General features: G+C 64.1%; 19 protein-coding genes. 7 read left to right on the forward strand and 12 right to left on the reverse strand.

Annotated features, from left to right (window positions below; translation table 11 throughout):
- Positions 1–13 precede the first annotated feature (13 nt).
- The 6 genes from DES45_RS11965 to DES45_RS11990 form a co-directional block, all read right to left on the reverse strand.
- A complete protein-coding gene (locus DES45_RS11965; protein WP_114770485.1) occupies positions 14–1,066 on the reverse strand; it encodes a UV damage endonuclease UvsE in 1,053 nt (350 codons plus the stop codon).
- Between the two features lie 49 nt (positions 1,067–1,115).
- Positions 1,116–1,472 (reverse strand): response regulator, encoded by a 357-nt coding sequence (locus DES45_RS11970; RefSeq protein ID WP_245571694.1) that lies wholly within the window; start codon positions 1,470–1,472, stop codon positions 1,116–1,118.
- Positions 1,473–1,744: 272 nt separating this feature from the next.
- Positions 1,745–2,536 (reverse strand): hypothetical protein, encoded by a 792-nt coding sequence (locus DES45_RS11975; RefSeq protein ID WP_114770237.1) that lies wholly within the window; start codon positions 2,534–2,536, stop codon positions 1,745–1,747.
- Positions 2,537–2,557: 21 nt separating this feature from the next.
- On the reverse strand, positions 2,558–2,989 hold the full coding sequence (locus tag DES45_RS11980) for a DUF3618 domain-containing protein (RefSeq protein ID WP_114770238.1): 432 nt from the start codon (positions 2,987–2,989) through the stop codon (positions 2,558–2,560).
- The gene (locus DES45_RS11985; protein ID WP_114770239.1) at positions 2,986–3,381 is read right to left on the reverse strand and encodes a phage holin family protein; all 396 of its coding nucleotides are present in this window, start codon (positions 3,379–3,381) and stop codon (positions 2,986–2,988) included. Before DES45_RS11985 ends, DES45_RS11980 begins: the two co-directional genes overlap by 4 nt.
- 12 nt (positions 3,382–3,393) lie before the next feature.
- Positions 3,394–3,939 carry a hypothetical protein gene (locus DES45_RS11990; RefSeq protein WP_173949323.1) on the reverse strand — a complete coding sequence of 182 codons (546 nt, stop codon included), beginning with the start codon at positions 3,937–3,939 and terminating at the stop codon, positions 3,394–3,396.
- 170 nt (positions 3,940–4,109) lie between these two features.
- Here DES45_RS11990 and DES45_RS11995 point away from each other — a divergent pair, with 170 nt between their 5' ends.
- On the forward strand, positions 4,110–5,102 hold the full coding sequence (locus tag DES45_RS11995) for a YihY/virulence factor BrkB family protein (protein WP_114770240.1): 993 nt from the start codon (positions 4,110–4,112) through the stop codon (positions 5,100–5,102).
- A 627-nt stretch (positions 5,103–5,729) separates the two neighbouring features.
- Here the strand turns inward: DES45_RS11995 and DES45_RS12005 are convergent.
- Entirely contained in the window at positions 5,730–6,224 is a 495-nt protein-coding gene (locus DES45_RS12005) for a YciE/YciF ferroxidase family protein (protein ID WP_114770242.1), read from the reverse strand.
- A gap of 138 nt (positions 6,225–6,362) precedes the next feature.
- Here DES45_RS12005 and DES45_RS12010 point away from each other — a divergent pair, with 138 nt between their 5' ends.
- Positions 6,363–6,626, forward strand: a complete 264-nt coding sequence (locus tag DES45_RS12010; protein ID WP_114770243.1) for a YgaP family membrane protein — start codon at positions 6,363–6,365, stop codon at positions 6,624–6,626.
- Positions 6,627–6,696: 70 nt separating this feature from the next.
- Here DES45_RS12010 and DES45_RS12015 read toward each other — a convergent pair whose 3' ends face one another.
- Both DES45_RS12015 and DES45_RS12020 read right to left on the reverse strand, forming a co-directional pair.
- Positions 6,697–6,963: a GlsB/YeaQ/YmgE family stress response membrane protein gene (locus DES45_RS12015; RefSeq protein ID WP_114770244.1), complete on the reverse strand. Its 267-nt coding sequence runs from the start codon at positions 6,961–6,963 to the stop codon at positions 6,697–6,699.
- 290 nt (positions 6,964–7,253) lie between these two features.
- A complete protein-coding gene (locus DES45_RS12020) occupies positions 7,254–9,794 on the reverse strand; it encodes a calcium-binding protein (protein ID WP_114770245.1) in 2,541 nt (846 codons plus the stop codon).
- Positions 9,795–10,229: 435 nt separating this feature from the next.
- Here DES45_RS12020 and DES45_RS25150 point away from each other — a divergent pair, with 435 nt between their 5' ends.
- The 4 genes from DES45_RS25150 (at position 10,230) to DES45_RS12035 (ending at position 13,849) form a co-directional block, all read left to right on the forward strand.
- Positions 10,230–10,394 carry a hypothetical protein gene (locus DES45_RS25150; RefSeq protein ID WP_170151477.1) on the forward strand — a complete coding sequence of 55 codons (165 nt, stop codon included), beginning with the start codon at positions 10,230–10,232 and terminating at the stop codon, positions 10,392–10,394.
- 288 nt (positions 10,395–10,682) lie between these two features.
- Positions 10,683–11,405 (forward strand): vWA domain-containing protein, encoded by a 723-nt coding sequence (locus DES45_RS12025; RefSeq protein WP_114770246.1) that lies wholly within the window; start codon positions 10,683–10,685, stop codon positions 11,403–11,405.
- Positions 11,402–12,127, forward strand: coding sequence for a DnaJ domain-containing protein (locus tag DES45_RS12030; protein ID WP_114770247.1), 726 nt, complete (start codon positions 11,402–11,404; stop codon positions 12,125–12,127). Before DES45_RS12025 ends, DES45_RS12030 begins: the two co-directional genes overlap by 4 nt.
- A gap of 90 nt (positions 12,128–12,217) precedes the next feature.
- Positions 12,218–13,849, forward strand: a complete 1,632-nt coding sequence (locus tag DES45_RS12035; protein WP_114770248.1) for an acyl-CoA synthetase — start codon at positions 12,218–12,220, stop codon at positions 13,847–13,849.
- 11 nt (positions 13,850–13,860) lie between these two features.
- Here the strand turns inward: DES45_RS12035 and DES45_RS12040 are convergent, their stop codons facing one another.
- Positions 13,861–14,661, reverse strand: a complete 801-nt coding sequence (locus tag DES45_RS12040) for an enoyl-CoA hydratase (protein WP_114770249.1) — start codon at positions 14,659–14,661, stop codon at positions 13,861–13,863.
- 183 nt (positions 14,662–14,844) lie between these two features.
- Here DES45_RS12040 and DES45_RS12045 point away from each other — a divergent pair, with 183 nt between their 5' ends.
- Positions 14,845–15,417 (forward strand): peroxidase-related enzyme, encoded by a 573-nt coding sequence (locus DES45_RS12045; RefSeq protein WP_114770250.1) that lies wholly within the window; start codon positions 14,845–14,847, stop codon positions 15,415–15,417.
- Between the two features lie 9 nt (positions 15,418–15,426).
- On the opposite strand, the gene gph is transcribed toward DES45_RS12045, so the two are convergent.
- Together gph and DES45_RS12055 are read right to left on the reverse strand one after the other, a co-directional pair.
- On the reverse strand, positions 15,427–16,101 hold the full coding sequence (gene gph / locus DES45_RS12050) for a phosphoglycolate phosphatase (RefSeq protein WP_114770251.1): 675 nt from the start codon (positions 16,099–16,101) through the stop codon (positions 15,427–15,429).
- A 48-nt stretch (positions 16,102–16,149) separates the two neighbouring features.
- Positions 16,150–18,222 (reverse strand): 3-hydroxyacyl-CoA dehydrogenase NAD-binding domain-containing protein, encoded by a 2,073-nt coding sequence (locus tag DES45_RS12055; RefSeq protein ID WP_114770252.1) that lies wholly within the window; start codon positions 18,220–18,222, stop codon positions 16,150–16,152.
- Positions 18,223–18,304: the final 82 nt, after the last annotated feature.

Here is an 18,304-nt window from a genome sequence, read left to right on the forward strand (position 1 = left end):
ACGATATATCGTTTTATTCGCTGGAGCGCAGTGACCACCCAGCCTCGACGTGCCTCGCCAGAGCTTCCGAAGCGAGGTTCTTCAGCTTGGCCTCCACCTCGAAGTCCGTCCATGTCAGATGTCTGGCGACGAGATCATTGACGCCGTGGTTCCACATCAGATCGGAATGGCCGCGCAGATCCTTCGGCTTGATGCCGGTTTGAACCAGCTGCAGGAAATCGGGCCTCGTTCCGGCATCGTGGCCCACCAGCAGATCCTCCCGCGAGACGCTCACGTGGCTGACCGGACGGACGCCACGCCAGGATGCGATGATGAATGCGATGCGGGGGTCGTCCGGTTCGATGTACTCGCCCTGGCTCTTGATCCAGTGATGATGAAGATCAAGGACGATCGGCAGATCCTCCGCCAGGGGCAGGAGATCGTCGAGGCCGTAACTGACCTCGTCGTTCTCGACGGTGATCAGATTGCGCGCGGTGACGGAGAGCCGCGCGAGGCCTCCCCTGAAGCCTTCGGCCCCGACCGCCTTCGCGCCCGCATGGATGTTGATATGCGCCCCGTGCGGGTGCCAGCCTTCGCCGAACCCCATGAGCGCCATCATCTCGGCGTGGTACTCGAACTCGGCAATTCCGTTCGCGAGAGCCGAAGGGTTCGCCGAGGCGATGACGCAGAACTGCCCCGGATGCATGCTCAGGCGCACATCCTTGTCCCGTGCCAGCCTCCCGATCACCGCAAGCCTGCTCTCGATCAAGGCCCGCAGATCCCGATCCGCATAGGCCGGCTGTGCAGTGGGGTGAGTGTATCCGGGCAGGAGATCGCTTGAAATCCGGTGCAGGCGCTCGAGCTTCGGTCGCCGGGCGACGTGCTCGATCTGCCGGTGAACCGCATCGAGATTGTGAGCCACCACGGATGCCAGTTTGTCGTAGGCGGCGGCCGCTCCCAGGCGGCCCAAATAAGCCATCGTGACGGTCGTCGTATTGAGAGGGCGCGCGCTGTCGACGTCCCCATCCTGGGAAACGTATTTGCAGCAGAAGCCGAGTCTGGGAGTTTCCCCACCCACTTGCGGCATGCTGAAGTCCCGCTTCGACATCAGGGCCGCACCGTTTCCCGGACGCGGATCAATGAAAGGAAACGCCAGGACGCGACGCCTGCGCGATCGACTTCAGGATGGCTCTTTCCTCGAATGGCTTCGGGATGAAGGACGCCTGCCGCAGTCCGGGAGGCACTTCGGCCGGATGAGATGCGGACACGAACGCGAAGGGAATCCTCCGCTTCACGAGTTCCGCCGCGATTCCGAAGGTCTTCCCGCCGACAACATCAATGTCCAGCAGGGCGTAATCGAAGCCGTCCTCGAGGTGCTCCTGAGCCTCTTCGATCGACTCGTACGTCCCGACGACTTCATGCCCCTGGCTCTCGACGATGGCCTGCAAATCGAGCGCAATGAACGTATCGTCCTCAATAATAAGAACCCGCACAATACCACTCCATCAATATTCCAGGGTCCGCTCGGCGCATAAAGCGTAGGTTATGCGCATGCGTCCTCGATGTTCTTAGAAAACAGAGAAAGAACGGCCCTTCGAGGAGGCGGTTCCAAGAACTTTCGGAAAGGGTTAACGCTTGATTTCTGCTGCCTTGCGACCGCCGGACCCGCAGAGAGCTACGCGCAAGCCTTCCCCCGGGTCGACCTGCAACAAAAAAAGGCGCCGGCTTTCAGGCCGGCGCCTTCTTGGAGGAAATCCTCGACACGTTAGTGTCGGTTCGAACCAGGCTGATCCGGCCTGAACTCACTTTCGTGCTTGCTGAAGCGCGGATCTTCGCCGCTGAAGGCCTCTTCCACGTACTCGCGGCCCATGTTGGTCGCCTCGCGGGCATAGCGAAGTCCCTGGTTTCGGACCTCGTCGGCCCATTCGCCGAAGACCTCGTCTTCCCGACGCGTCCGAGGAAGCAGCGCACCGATCAGCAGGCCGGCCGCGAGCCCCACGAGACCGACAACCATCGGGTTCTCGGCAACGTAGCTCTGGACGCTGCCACGGGCACTGCCGAACGCCCGCGTCGAACGATCGCGCATGTCGCTCATCCGGCCCGCCTGACCCTCATATGTATCCGATGCCCAGTCGGAGACGCGCTCGTAGGTGTCCTGGGCCCAGTCGGCCGCGCCCTCGTAGGCCTCGCCCGCGCGCTGACGAACCTGATCGGCCGCATCACGGACGCGCTCGCCTGCCTGGGAAGCGCCCTGCTGCGCCCTGTCGGCCATGGAGCCGGACTGCCCCTGCGACGACTGACCGGTTCTCTCCTGGCCCGATTGGCCAGACGATTGCGACCTGTCCGACCCCTGTCCGCCGAGCGGCTTGGAGGTGTGCGATGCAAGCGTCGCGCTCTGGGCGGATTTGTTCTCGTCATGAGCGTGCGGCATCGGAGGCTGGCCCACATTGCCGACGGAGGTGCCGGCTGAAATCTTACCGCCTGCACCCGTATCGCCCCCGGCCGGGCGCTTGTCGTTCGTCGAGTTTTTGCCGGTTTCGTTCTTGGGGTCAGCCATCGGAAGCTCCTGTTGGATTCGTCAAATGCGGGAAGTCACGGGGCGATGAGGATCGAAGGGATCGTCCGCCGACTGCAGCGTCGTGGCTCCTGGAGCATAGACGCGCGTATCGAGTGGCCTGGCGCCGAGCGGCTCGGGATCGAGCGGCTCCGTGATGAAGTCGGGCTCGGAGACGAGCCGAGGCGCCGGACGAGGCCGTGGCTGAGGCCGGCCGAGACGATGAACCAGAAGGCCTATTCCGGCAGCGATGAGCATGACGGGAACAGGATTCCGGCGGATGGTCAGCAGGACATTGTCGAAGAGCGGCGCAAATTGGCCGGCTCTCGCCGTCCCTAGCATGTCGTCAACGACGCCGGAGACTGTCATCTTGTCTTGGAGCCGGTCGATCGTCAGATCGAGCTTGGCTCGGCTTTGCTCGATGTCTTTTTCGAGTTCGCGCAGGTCTTGTGTCATCCCGTGACCCTTTCGGACAGCACCTCGGCGTCACGCTTCAGCGAGCGTACGGTTCTCTGCGGCGCGAGGGTGGATGCCGACATAGCGTGGCGTCCGTAGAGACCGAGGCCGATCGCGATCACCGCCATGATGCCGCCGACGATCAAGGCGGCGAGCGCCTCGGAATGCACCACCGTCGCCAGCCAGTTCACCAGCGCGTCGGTGAACAGCATGATGGCGGCGATCGCGAAGATCGCAGCGACCACCACCATGGCGAGGCCGATGAAGATCGTCCGCACGTTCTGGGTCATCTCGTTGCGAAAGAGTGCGAACTCCTTCTGGGCAAGATCGGTCGATTCCCGCAGAGCCTCGCCGACGAGGCCCTGGATGGTCTGGTTGCCGTTTGCTGACATCGACACTCTCCGTCAGGCGTTGCCTCGAGCCTGCGGTCCCGGCCCCTGACGGGATCGATCCCGTCCGGTGCGAGACGTGCGGGGAATGACCTGATCCTGCCTGAGATCCTCCGCCGTGCTCTTGATGAAGCGGGCGGCGACAAAGCCGATCGCGGCCGAGACGGCGGCGACCGTCGCCGGACGACGACGGGCCATGTCCTCGAAGTCGTTGAAGATGTCCGCGAAGCTGCGCTCGCGAATGGTGCCGGCCAGAGTTTCGAGGCCCTCGGCGGCGCTGTCGACGACGGCCCGAATGTTCGGGCGCTCCTCGAACGAGCTTGTCGACTCTCTCAGCGAGGTGGCGAAATCTGCAACCGACTGGGCGATATCGTCCTTGCGGCGCTCGGCGTAGTCGCTGGCCTGATCGCGCGCCGCATCGATGAAGTGGCGCCCGCGCTCGACCGCGGCGCCAGCCATGTCACTGACGTCGTCCCGCAGGCTATCCCAATCTTCGCCGTGCACGTCGTGCTGGCTGTTGCTGCTGCTGTTCTGCTGTCCCATCTGCTGTCCCACGCCCATGGTCAACCTCTTTCAATCGTGAGGAAGTAACCACCAGAAGCGCAGCAGGTTCCGCCCCCTGCAAGGCACCTGGAGCATATGCCTAGGAGCATTCCTCTGAACTGCAACGTTTGGGCGAGGCCAACGTTCATTTCAGAGACGACAAGCCTAACCCGAGCGAGTGCTTTCCAATGGACGATACGGTCCTGTCGCGCGTGAACGAGCACAGAGCCGACGAGGAAGGTCGCGGGCGGGCGGCCGCGCAGCCTCATCACATCCCATGGCTCGGATGGAGGGACATTCTCCTTCGCCTCAGGGATGGGATCGCGCGGGACCGGATCGGCACCATCGCGGCCGGCACGACCTTTTTCCTTCTGCTCTCTCTCGTGCCCTCGCTTGCGGCTCTCGTGTCGCTTTACGGCCTCGTCGCCGATCCGGCCACGATCGGCGATCACTTGGCGCTGCTGCGGGGATACGTGCCGCCGGGGCTGCTCGAACTCGTCGAGGGGGAGTTGCACCGCCTCACCGCCAACCGGAGCAGCACCCTCGGGCTCGGTTTCGCCGTTGGCATTCTGGTGGCCTTGTGGAGCGCCAACAGCGGCATGAAGGCTCTGCTCGACTCGCTGAACGTCGCCTATGGAGAAGCGGAGGAGAGAGGTTTCCTGAAGCTCCTCGGCGTGTCGATCAGCTTTACCCTCGGGGCGATCATGTTTTTTGTGGTCGCCCTCAATCTTATGATCGGGGTTCCGCTGGTCATTCGCTTTCTGCCTCTCGGCCCCGTCGGAGACCTCCTGCTGGCCATTCTGCCGGCGCTTGTGATGTTCGCGGCAGCGGTGCTCGGCCTGGCGATGCTCTACCGGTTCGGCCCCAGCCGCGCCAAAGCGAAATGGCGCTGGATCACCCCCGGTTCGCTGGCGGCGGCCGTCCTCTGGCTCATCGGCTCCATCCTCTTCTCCTGGTACGTTTCCACCTGGAGCAACTACTCGGCCACATATGGGTCTCTCGGAACCCTGATCGGCGTCATGATGTGGATCTATCTGTCGATGTGGGTGGTGCTGATCGGTGCGGAGCTCAATGCCCAGATCGAACATCAGACGGCGCAGGACACCACCCTCGGGCCGGATCGTCCTCTGGGCGAGCGTGGGGCCTTCATGGCCGATCATGTCGGGCAGGCACAGGGCTGAGCTTGCCTGTCTCGGCTGTTCTTAAACTTACGATTGCGCGATTGAATATATACACCTATTAATTGATAAGCTTCCTCAGAGGCAATGCCTGACCTGTCGAAGCCATGGCCGGGCCGCGGCGATGGGCCCGCTCATCGACATGCAACCTCTCGCGCTGATTTTCGGGATGACGCCATTGACGACACCTCCTCCTTTGGGCTCCTCGGAGCACTCTTCGGTCGAAGCCGACGCACGCGTGGCCCATGACACCAAGCCTCCTTTCATCAGGAACGAGAGCACAGGACTGCTTCCCGAGCGTCAGCCGGCATCGGGGACGGGCTCCTGTGTGGTAGAATTCCTCTACGAGGAGATGGCCGATGCCTGCCTTTCGCGGCTGAGGCAGTTCATTCCGAGCCTGCCTGCGATCACAAGGCTCCGGCTCTTTGCATTCATCCAGCTGCTTGAGGCGCCGGAGGCGCTGGGGGCGACCCTGTCGTGCGAAGCACCGGGAGGTCTTCGGCTCACCCTCATGACGACGCAGGATGGAAGAGAGGCGCCGCTTCCGGAATGACCCTGTTCACCGGGCAAACGAAGAATGCCCCGCCTGGAGGCGAGGCATTCGAAGACTGACTTTCCGAAAGGGAAGGATCAGGCGGCCTTGGTGTTGACCCGGGCCTCTGCAAGGCGGGTCAGCAGCTCGTCGGTCTTCTTCTCCTCCTGGAGATTCTGGTCGATCAGGCGCGCCGCGTCCGCCATGCCCAGCTCGCCGGCCCAAGTCTTCAGGGAGCCGTAGCGGGTGATCTCGTAGTGCTCCACCGCCTGGGCGGCGGCGAGGATGCCGGCGTCGAGGGCCACGCTGTCGGCAAAGTCTTCCATGACCTCCTTGCCTTCCTCGATGATGCCGTTGATGGCCTCGCACTGAACGCCGCGCGCAGCCTTGCCGAGCATCTTGAAGACCTCTTCCAGGCGCTCGATCTGCCCTTCGGTCTCCTCGCGGTGCATTTCGAAAGCGTTCTTCAGCTCTTCCGACTCGGCGGCCTTCGCCATCTTCGGCAGAGACTTCAGGATCTGCTTCTCGGCGTAGTAGACGTCCTTAAGGGTGTGAAGGAAGAGGTCTTCTAGGGTCTTTTCCTTGGCTGCCATGATGAGAACTCCTGTGGCTGAGAGTGGACTCAACGACGGCCAAGGTTGGAGGTTCCGGGCCTGTCGGTGCGTCCAGCGCAAGGGGAACTTCGGAAGACCGCATGGCGTTCGGCTCAGGCTGACCTGAAGGAGACTATCTTGAGCAATCCCTATTCGTCCCGGACCGAGTCGCACTCGGAGACGGAACAGAATCTGACGACCGCCGAACGCGCTGCCTATATCGTGGCCGGCCTCGGCCTCGCCGCCGTCGGCGCGAAGCCACGCCCCAACCCTCTGTTGAATGTCGTCGCCCTGCTGGGCGGCTCCTACCTCGCCTGGAGAGGCTATGTCGGCAACTGTCCCGTCAAGGCTGCTCTCGTGGGCCCGGACGGCATTTCCGGCCACCTGACGCACCGCAGCTGACAGAAAAGCCTGCGGACCTTCGCCGGAGGGCGGCGGTCCGCAGGCTCGAAGGATGGTCGATCTGTCGTGATCAGTAGGTGGTGGTGGAGCGGCGTCCGGCGATCATGCCGTAAATGAAGAGCACAATCACGGCGCCGACGACCGCACCGATAAGCCCAGCCCCCTCGTCCGCCCGGTACCAGCCGATCGCCTGACCGAGATAGGTCGCCACGAAGGCGCCGACGATGCCGAGGATGGTGGTGAGGATGAAGCCCGACGGCTCGTTCCGTCCCGGCATGAGGAACTTGGCGATCACGCCCGCCACGAAGCCGATGATGATGGTCCAGATGATGCTCATGAGGTGACCCCTGCGAGTGTTGCCTGCACAGAGGAACGCGCACGAGCGGCTAAGGTTGCGCTGGGCCGAATTTTTCCCGGCCGGGACCCTACGGCCTCCCGGGAGCTTCGGCGTTCGGAGCCCCCATGTCGCGGCCAACGGCCAAGCAGGCAGCCCAACAGTCCTGGCGGCCGGACGCCGGGATCAAGGCACCGCCCTCAAGCAAAATGCCCCGGTATGAGCCGGGGCATCTTTCTCGATAGAGCTTATCTGGAGCGGGAGGGTCTGCTCGGCAGTCCCTCCACGGCTCATCAGATGGTGAAGAAGTCGCTGTAGGTCAGCTTGAGGTTCTTCGACAGGGTCGCGATCTCGACCATCTTGCCGGCTCCCGACCCGTTCTCGTCGTAGTAGAGCTTGCCGGTCTTCTTGTTGTAGATCAGGTAGTCGTTAGCGTCCTTGGCCTTGTCGCCGACAGTGAAGAACGCGCGGCCGATCTTCGCCGGCTTGTCGATGGTGCCCTTCTTGCCGAGCTTCTTGAAGGCGGCGTTTTCGAGGTAGATGCTGTCGTCCCGGACGTTGAAGTCCGTGATCCGGTCGGCATGGGCCTTGTTCGGCTTGTAGTCGAACGCGAACACGTCCTTGCCGGCTCCACCCGCGAGAGCGTCCTTGCCCAGCCCGCCCCAGATCTGGTCGTCGCCGAAGCCGCCGCCCAGGACGTCGTTTCCGGTGCCGCCGACAAGGGTGTCGTTGCCGTTGTCGCCGAGGAGAATGTCGTCGCCGTCCTCGCCCAGCAGCCGGTCGTTGCCTTCGTCCCCGCTCAGGAGATCCGTGCCGGCGCCGCCGAGGAGGTAGTCGTTGTCGCCGCCGCCATAGATGGTGTCGTTGCCTTCGTCTCCCCTCAGGTAGTCGAGGCCCGCACCGCCGTTCAGGATGTCGTTGCCGCCGCCGCCGAAGATCGTGTCGCCGCTGGCGCCGCCATTGAGGGTGTTGTGATCTGCGTTGCCGAGCAGTGACGCAGCCCCGGTGCCGATAAAGTAGATGTTCTCGACATTGGCGAAATTAGCCAGATTGAGGCCCGCGGTCGAGTAGATGGTGTCGATGCCGCCGCCAGCCGCCTCGACGACGGCGTCATCGCCGTCGATGAAGTACGTGTCGTCGCCGGCGCCGCCCGCCATTGTGTCGCGACCCTCGCCGCCGGTGAGATTATCCGCACCATCGCCGCCTTCCAAAACGTCCGCTCCGATGCCGCCATCGAGAACGTCGTTGCCGGCGTCGCCACGGAGGACGTCAGCACCGGCTCCGCCGGTCATCACGTCCCCGTCGTTGCCGCCGTTGAGCAGATCGTCTCCGTCGTCCCCGTTCATGATGTCCGCGCCGGCGGCGCCGTGCAGCGTGTCGTTCCCGCCCCCACCAGACACGAAGTCGTTGCCGGCAAGACCCGAGAGTTCGTTCGCGGAACCGTCGCCGATGAGCGTGTCACCATGCTGCGACCCGATGACGTTTTCGACCCCTACATAAGTGTCGTCTTGGGCATCGCCGGTGGCACCTCCACTGGCAAGGTACACAACCACGCCGCCCGCGGAGCGCTCATAGGTCACGACGTCAGTACCCGTGCCGCCGTCGAAGGCATCGGAGCCCTTGCCTGCAAAGAACTTGTCGTTGCCGCCGTGGCCGTTCAATTCGTTGCCGTTGTAGTCGGAGCCGGCGTAGATGTCATTGCCATTGGTGCCGTTGACCGTGACCTTATCGATACGGGCGTCGACAATGTTGGTCGAGATCCGAGTATTGCCTACCTTGTCATAGAAGCTGACCGCCAACCGGCCATCCGCCATTTCGGTGATGGAAGGCTCGTACTGACCCGATCCGTTACGGACAAGCGAGCCGACGAGAAGCGGATCGCTGACGGTGGTGCCATCAGCTTCGATCACTTTGAGGAAGATATCGCTGTTATCGTCTGCGATATTGGCCGTGGACGAGTAGACGACGGCAATGCGCCCGCCCTTCAACGCAACAGCATGAAAGTGGTCGCTTTCCGAGGCGCCAGTGCCACCGGCTGTTAGCACAGGGATCGACTTATCCACCGTGCCATCTGCCGCATAGGTCTTGACCTTGACGGTAGAGGCGTTCGTGTTGCCATATGCAACGGCAAAACGCCCACTGAGCGTGCCATCGGCGTTCTTCAAGGCAATGACGTCGCTGATCTCGCCATTGTCGGCAGTCACTTCATTGCTAACAGGCGGATTGGTCCCAGAATCGACGATTCTGAAAAAGACATCACCGTTTCGCTCGTAGGTTACGACATGCTTCGTCGCCGAGATTTGCGTAACGTCTCCGAGCCTACCGGTCCCGATCGTCAAAGGGGTGGCGTTCACCAGGCTGCCATTCGGCGCCTGGAGGGCAAACTTGATCTCGGTCCCCTGCTTGTAAACCGTGATGAAGCCCTGTCCACTCGGTCGCAGCGCGACGGATGGGACATCGTTGCCAGTTCCGACGACGAGCGTGACCGGATCCGGTGTAGCAGGTGCGCCATTGCTATCGTAAGCGCGGGATTTCACTGTGTATTGAGTGCCGACCTTCTCAACCCAACTCACGGCGAAACTGCCGTTATCTAGAACAACGATATCGCTACGCTCTTGCGCAGCTCCGTTCGTCGAAACAGGAATGCGGTCCCCTGGCACCTTCGCTCCGGCGCCGTCATAGCGCTGAAGGTAAAGGGAGTTGCCATCACGATAGAGAACCAGGTAGCCGCCATCGGGCAATGCGGCCACGACATCGTCGCCGACCGATGATGAGCCGGTGTTAGGGTTCCTGATGTAGACGGCTTCTTCAACGCCCCAGATCGCGAATGTCATTGTTCGAATCCCCTTGTGAACAGGGGATCTATGAATCCTACAGCATGTAATAACGCTACTCCCTGAACAGGGAGGAAGGGCTGAAAATGTGCGTTCACCCACGCAAGCAGAGTCACATTCTACTTGCAGGTGACGTAGGAAGGCCTCGGTAATAAATGGTTAACTTTTTATTCGGGCAAGTCGCCGCGTTAGCCCTGAACGAGAGAATTCCCTGCAGTTCACTGGGAAATCTTCTGTCTGGAGCCAGGAACGAACGTTGTTCGGAGAGATTTAGCCAAGCTTGGGCGCTCGGCCACGAAAGCGGCAGAGCCAATTCATTCCGATCTGCACTCCCAAATCCTGCTTCTCGTCTTCGCTTGCTCTCGTCTCACCATCCATCTTCTCGCCGCACTTGCCCTTAACCTTTGCGGATCATGTCCACAGGAGGCGCGTGCCATGAACGGCGAAGGAAATTGGTCTTTCGAAGCGGTGCAATCCCTGGTGACCCTGGCCAGGGAAGGGGTTCCGGTCTCGGTGATCAGCCTCAAGCTGAAGCGCTCCATCACCGAGGTGCGATCCAAGCTGAGCGACTTAGGGATCACCCCTCCGGCGGAAGCATAGCTGACGCTACAAAAATGGGCAGCAGTGCTGTCCTTTTGGCCTTGAAGAGCGTTCAGGCATAAACTATCTCTTGCAGTGCAGCACGGCGATTGGCGTCGCGGTGCTGCTGCCCTTCTTGGGCGTTTCCTCCCTAAACTTCGGGCCGCTGGAGACAGCGGCCTTTTTTCTTGCCTGCTGCCTCCCGCATCGCGGCGCCTCACCTGTCCACAAAAGTCCGGAAGGCTTCAGCCGCGCGCCGGATTTACAACGCAGCCCTGCCATCCCACATCAGATGGGCAGGGAGGTGCGATGACGGACAGGAAGGATCTCACGCAGGCAGGATCCGCCACGCCGGGCGCGATGGTCGACTCTTTCCTGGACGAGGCGAAGCGCCTCGGTCCGCTGCAGGGCGGCGCTCCGCGCGCGAGGCTCGTCTTCGCGCTCGACGCCACCATGAGCCGGCAGCCGACCTGGGATCTGGCCTGCCGGGTCCAGGGCGAGATGTTCGCCGCGGCGAGCCGGGCCGGCGGCCTTTCGGTCCAGCTCGTCTATTTCCGCGGCTTCGGCGAGTGCCGCGCCTCCCGCTGGGTCGCCGACCCGCGGGCGCTCACGGACCTCATGACCAGGATCGACTGCCGGGGCGGCCAGACGCAGATCGGGTGCGTGTTGCGGCACGTGCGGACGGAGGCCGCCCGGGCGCCGCTCAAGGTGCTGGTTTATGTGGGCGACGCCATGGAGGAGCCGGTGGACGACCTCTGCACCGTCGCAGGCGAGCTCGGCCTCCTCGGCATCAAGGCCTTCATGTTCCACGAGGGCCACGATTCCGACGCGGGACGCGCCTTCCGGGAGATCGCCCGGCTGACCGGCGGAGCTTATGCCCGTTTCGACGCAAAGGCGCCGCAGGCTCTCGCGGAGCTTCTCCGGGCGGCCGCAGCCTATGCGACGAGCGGCGTGGAGGGTCTTGCACGCCTCGCTCCTTCGAGCGGGCAGGCGCGCGCCCTGCTGACGTCCATGACCGGCAGGACGTCATGACCCTGCTCCTCGGCATCGCCGCCGTCGGCATCCTCTGGTGGCTTCTCAACAACTTCGCTCAGGCCAATGCCGCCGCCGTCGCGAAGGCGATCAGGACCGTGGGCGGGATCGCGGCGCTCGGCCTCGCCGCTCTGCTTGGACTGCGGGGCAGGATCGACATGGCGCTTCTCGTCGGAAGCGCAGGGGTCTGGCTGCTCGGGTGGTCCGGTTTCCGGCTCCCCGGCTTCGGCGGGTCAGCGCCCAAGACATCCGGAAGCGTGTCGCGGGTGCGCTCCGCCATGATCGAGATGGAGCTCGACCACGACAGCGGCGAGATGGACGGCTCCGTCCTGGCCGGAACCTTCATGGGACGGCGGCTCGGCACCCTTGAAGAAGCCGATCTGCGGAACCTGCTGGCGCAGTGCCAGACGGGCGATCCGGACGGGGCGCGCCTCGTCGAGGCCTATCTGGATCGACGGTTTCCGCACTGGCGCGGAGGCGGGCAGGAGCATGCGGAGGCAGGATCAGAGGCCCGGGGGCAATCCGGCTCCGGCGCCATGACGGAGGAGGAGGCCCTCCAGATCCTCGGGCTGAGCGCCGGAGCGACCCCGGACGAGATCCGGAATGCCCACCGGTCGCTCATGAAGAAGCTGCACCCGGACCAGGGCGGATCAACCTACCTGGCGGCGCGCGTGAACCAGGCCAAGGAACTTCTCATGGCCCGGCGCCGGTCCGCATCCTAAGGACCTGCCCCAACGGCGCTTGGCTTTTCGCAGAATAGCCAGCGGATTTTTCGTGCATCATAGTGCGGAAAACACCCGGGAGACGACGCCGTGCCTTCCTCCATCTACGATCGGGACCTCGACAGGAACCCTGCGAATTTCCAGCCCCTGACCCCGCTGACTTTCCTGGAGCGGGCCGCCAGCGTTCACCCGGACCGGACGGCGATCATCCACGGCGGCTTAAGGCGCAGCTACAGGGATTTCTACGCCCGTTCGCGACGGCTGGCCTCGGCCCTGGCCAAGCGCGGCATCGGGCGGGGAGACACGGTCTCGGTCATGCTGCCCAACACGCCGGCCATGCTCGAGTGCCATTACGGCGTCCCCATGGCGGGCGCCGTGCTCAACACGCTCAACACGCGCCTCGATGCGCCGATCATCGCCTTTTCGCTCAAGCACGGCGGCGCCAAGGTCCTAATCACGGACCGGGAGTTCTCACCCGTGGTCAAGGCGGCGCTCGACCAGATGGACGAGCGGCCCTTCGTGATCGACTACGACGATCCGGAGTTCACCGGCAGCGGCGAGCGGCTGGGAGCCATCGAGTACGAGGAGTTCCTGGCGGGAGGCGATCCCGACTTCGCCTGGGTCATGCCGCAGGACGAGTGGGACGCGATTGCGCTCAACTACACCTCCGGCACGACCGGCGATCCGAAGGGCGTCGTCTACCACCACCGCGGCGCCTACCTGCTCGCCATGGGCAATATCGTCACCGGCGGCATGGGACAGCATCCGGTCTATCTCTGGACCCTACCGATGTTCCACTGCAACGGCTGGTGCTTTCCCTGGTCGCTGTCGATCGTCGCCGGCACCCATGTGTGCCTGCGCGCCGTGCGCTCCAAGCCCATGTACGACGCCATCGCGGACCATGGGGTCACGCATCTGTGCGGCGCCCCCATCGTGATGTCGACGCTGCTCAACGCGCCTGAAGCCGACAAGCGCCCCCTGCCCCACACCGTGCGCTTCTTCACGGCCGCCGCACCGCCGCCGGAGGCGGTGCTCGCCGCCATGAAGGTGGCGGGCTTCGACGTGACCCATCTCTACGGGCTCACGGAAGTCTACGGCCCCGCCGTCGTCAACGAGTGGCACGGGGAGTGGAACGACCTTCCGGCTGCGGATTACGCCGCCAAAAAGGCCCGTCAGGGGGTGCGCTATCCCGTGCTCGAAGGTCTCGACATTCTCGATCCGGACACCATGCAGCCCGTGCCGGCCGACGGCAGCACCCTCGGCGAGGTCATGTTCCGCGGCAACGTCGTGATGAAGGGCTACCTGAAGAATCCCGCTTCGACGGCCAAGGCCTTCGAAGGCGGTTGGTTCCACTCGGGCGACCTCGGCGTCAAGCACCCGGACGGCTACATCCAGCTGAAGGACCGCTCCAAGGACATCATCATCTCAGGGGGCGAGAACATCTCGTCCATCGAGGTGGAGGATGCGCTCTACAAGCACCCGGCGGTCCAGGCTGCCGCGGTGGTCGCGATGCCGGACGAAAAGTGGGGCGAGACTCCCTGCGCGTTCGTGGAGTTGAAGCCGGACGTAACGGTGTCAGCCGAGGACCTGATCGCCTGGTGCCGGCAGCATCTCGCATCCTTCAAGTGCCCGCGCACCATCGTGTTCGCGGAGATCCCGAAGACCTCGACGGGCAAGATCCAGAAGTTCCGCCTGCGCGAGGTGGCGCGCAGCCAGCCCTGACAGGGGCCGCCTCAGCGGCCCTTCCACTCCGGCTTGCGTTTGGCGATGAAGGCGTCGATGCCCTCGGCGGCATCCTCGGCCATCATGTTGCAGGCCATGACGTTGCCCGCATAGGCATAGGCGTCCTCCAGGCTCATGCTGCGCTGGCGGTTGAACATGGCCTTGCCGGTGCGGATCGCCACGGGACTCTTGGAGCAGATCTCGGCCGTCAGCGCCGCCACGGCGGAATCCAGTTCCGCGTCAGGCGCCGTTCCGCTGACGAGCCCGTTGGCGAGGGCCTCGGACGCGGTGATGAAGCGTCCGGTCACGAGCATCTCGAAGGCGCGTTTCGGAGGGACGTTGCGGGAGAGCGCCACGGCGGGCGTGGAGCAGAACAGCCCGACATTGATGCCGGACACCGCGAAAGTGGCGCTCTCCGCCGCGACCGCGAGGTCGCAGGTGGCGACCAGCTGGCAGCCCGCCGCCGTCGCAAGCCCCTGCACCTGCGCGATGACCGGAATCGGCAGATTCACGATGCTCTGCATCACGCGGCTGCACCTTGCGAACAGGTCCTCGTAGTAGTCCTGCCGCGGATTGGCACGCATCTGCTTGAGATCGTGGCCGGCGCAGAAAGCCCGCCCGTTGGCGCGGATGACCACGCAGCGGAGATCCCCATCGTCCGCCAGCGCGTCGAAGGCGGATTGGAGAGCCGCGAGCATTTCCTCGGACAGGGCGTTGAAATGCGCCGGTCGGTTCAGGGTCAACGTTGCCACGCCATCCCGATCCTCGCGGAGCAGGATGTCCTGGCTGGCGGCGGCATAGGGTGCATTCATCGGCGTATCCTCAGGCCGTCGGCTCGACGGCCTCATCATGTTGCTCGACTGGCTGCGCCAAAGCGCGGCCTTTCCCTCGGGTTCGTGCGCCGAGTCTAGACGAGATCGCCGCGACCGTTCAATCTGAGAGCATGCCGTTCGGCGCCGCACCGGCGCCCGCCGACAAGAGAGCAGAGACAGATCGTGAGCGAAACGCCCATCAGCCGCTTCCCCGTGCCCGAGATCGCCGGCCTGCCGGACGACATCCGCACCCGGATCCTCGCCGTCCAGGAGAAGTCCGGCTTCGTCCCCAACGTCTTCCTGGTCCTCGCCCGACGCCCGGACGAATTCCGCGCCTTCTTCGCCTATCACGATGCGCTGATGGACAAGCCGAGCGGCCTCTCCAAGGCGGAGCGCGAGATGATCGTGGTGGCGACGAGCAACGCCAACCAGTGCCAGTACTGCGTCGTCGCCCACGGCGCCATCCTGCGGATCAGAGCCAAGAACCCGCTCGTGGCCGATCAGGTCGCCATCAACTACCGCAAGGCCGACATCAGCACCCGGCAGAAGGCCATGCTGGATTTCGCCATGAAGGTGTCGCTCGAAGCCTACCGGGTCGGCGACGCGGATATCGAAGCCCTCAAGGCGCACGGGTTCAGCGACGAGGATGTGTGGGACATCACGGCCGTCGCGTCCTTCTTCGCCATGTCGAACCGGCTCGCCAACGTCACGAGCATGCGGCCGAACGACGAGTTCTACATGATGGGGCGTGCGTGAGCCGCCTCGCTAAAGCGGCGGCGAGCAGGCTTCCTCCACGATGGGCAGAAGCTCGGACATGGCGTCGAGAAGCCGCTCGGCTCCAAGCTCCGCGTGAGGCTTGTGGCTGTAGCCGTAGGTGACCGCAAAGGCGCGAACGCCGGCGGCGCGGGCCGCCTGAACGTCGTGGTAGTTGTCCCCCACCATGAGGGCCGCATCGGGACCGGCGCCCAAGCGTTCGAGAGCTGCAAGGATCGGCGCCGGATGAGGCTTGCGCTCGAGAAGAGTGTCGCCTCCGATCACAGCGTCGAAGAACATCCGCAGGCCGAGAGCATCGAGGATCTCAGTGGTGGCCGCATAAGGCTTGTTCGTGACGATCGCGAGCCGAAGCCCGAGACGTCTCAGATGTTCCAGGGTGGCGACGACGCCCGGATAGGCCTCGGTGCAACGGGACGCATTGGCCTCGTAGATCTCGAGGAACCGACTGACGAGGAGCGGCAGGCGGGACGTGTCGCCGCCGGTCGCAACGATCGCACGCTCGACGAGCTTGGCGACGCCGTCGCCGATCATCGACTTGGTTTCATCGAGGCTGACGGCGCGCAGCCCCTCCTCGGCTAGGAGAGCGTTCGCTGCATCCTGGAGGTCGCGCGCGCTGTCGACGAGCGTTCCGTCGAGATCGAAGATTGCCGCCTTCAACGACGTCATGCGTAGAACCTCACAGGCAATGCCGCGACGATCATGAGGAAAACGGCCTCACCGTTCCCCGCCGAGGCTCGCGAATGTGCGACCCTCGTCGGCCAATCGCCGCAATAGCGGAGCCGGTCTCAGGCTGTCGTCGCCAGTCTCGGCGGCGAAAGCCTCGAGGCGGTCGGCAATCTTTGCCAGACCGACCTGATCGGCCCAATACATGGGGCCGCCGCGCCATGCCGGCCAGCCGTAGCCGTTTAGCCAGATGACGTCGATGTCGCCGGTCCTGGCAGCGATCCCCTCGTCCAGAATCCGCGCCCCTTCGTTGACCATCGGATAGAGGAGGCGTTCGACGATCTCGTCGGGCGTGAAGGACCGCCGCTTAATCCCGAGCTCCGACGAGACCTTCTCGATCAGGCGCTCGACTTCGGGATCGCGTTCCCCGCTCCGGGCTCCCTCGGGATAGACGTAGTAGCCTTTCCCGGCCTTCTGACCGAGGCGGTTGGCCTCGCAGAGAGCATCGGCGACCGGGGCCTTCTGGCCGAGCGACTTGCGGGTCCGCCAACCGATGTCGAGCCCCGCCAGATCGGCCATTGCGAAAGGCCCCATGCGGAATCCGAAATCGGTGACGGCCGCATCGACCTCGTGCGGCAGCGCCCCTGCGGTCAGCAGGCGCTCCGCGGCCACCGTGCGCTTCGACAGCATGCGGTTGCCGACGAAGCCGAAGCACACGCCGACCACGACCGGGATCTTGCCGAGCGCCCGTCCGAGGGAAAGGGCCGTGGCGACGACTTCAGACGAGGTCCTCTCCGCGCGCACCACTTCGAGAAGCCGCATCACGTTCGCTGGGCTGAAGAAGTGCAGGCCGATCACGTCCTCCGGCCGCCGTGTTGCAGCAGCGATCTCGTTGACGTCGAGATAGGACGTGTTGGTGGCGAGGATGGCGCCCGGCGCCGTGATGCGGTCGAGATCGCCGAAGATCGACGTCTTGACGGCCATGTCCTCGAACACCGCTTCGACCACGATGTCGGCATCGGCCGCAGCTTCGAGACCTGCACGGCCCGCGATGAGGCCGAGGCGGCGCTGCTTCTCCTCGGGAGAGAGCGTGCCGCGCCTGACGGATGCGTCATAGGTCTGCTCGATGCGGGCGATCCCGCGGGCGAGCGCCTCCTCGCTGGTCTCGATCAGGGTCACGGGGATGCCCGCATTGGCGAAGCAGATCGCAATGCCACCGCCCATGGTGCCCGCTCCGACGACCGCGGCGCGACGCAGCGGCCGCGCCTGAGTATCTTTCGACAATCCAGGCACACGGGACGTCTCGCGCTCGGCGAAGAACACGTAGCGCAGAGCCTTGGAGCGATCATCCTCGATGAGACGGAGAAAATGCTCGCGCTCGAGCGCGACGCCGTCGTCGAAGGCCCTGTCGAATACCGCCCGCACCGTCTCGACCAAAGCGGCGACGTTCGGCATCTCCTTCATCTGTCGGGCGGTCTCCTTCACGAGTGCCTCGAAGGCCGCCCGATCCTCCTCGGTGATCCGATCCCGACGATCGCGCGCGGCAGGCCGCGATCCGTTGCGCGCCATCTCCCGCGCATGCATGGACGCCGTCACCAGGAGATCGCTATCCGCAACGATGTCGACGATGCCGAGATCCCGCGCCGCCGCCGCCCCGACCGGTTCGCCATCACGCATCATGCGGAAGGCGGTAGCCGCTCCGATCAGGCGCGGAAGACGCTGCGTGCCGCCGGCGCCGGGAATGAGGCCCAGCTTGACCTCGGGCAGCCCAAGCTTCGCGCCAGGCGCGGCGACACGGGCGTGGCACGCAAGAGCCACTTCGAGCCCGCCGCCCAGCGCCGCTCCGTTGATGGCGGCGACGACCGGTTTCGGAGATTCCTCGAGAGCCTGGATCAGTTCGGGAAAAGTGGGCGATTGCGGCGGCTTTCCGAATTCCGAAATGTCCGCGCCCGCGATGAAGGTCTTGCCTGAAGACGTGATCACCAGGGCTGAAACCTGCGGATCGGCAGCGGCATTGCGCAGAGCCTCGACCAGCCCCCGGCGGACATCGGCGCTCAACGCATTCACCGGCGGGTTGTCGATCGTCGCGACAAGAACTCCCTCATTCACCGCCGTCCGCACCATCCCGTTCCTCCGTTGTTTTTGCCGCAAGGCAGAATTGCGCTCTGCTTATCGACAAGACATGGCGCAAACAATGCGGATTGTC

Origin of the sequence: Microvirga subterranea, assembly GCF_003350535.1 — a bacterium.
GTDB classification, from domain to species: domain Bacteria; phylum Pseudomonadota; class Alphaproteobacteria; order Rhizobiales; family Beijerinckiaceae; genus Microvirga; species Microvirga subterranea.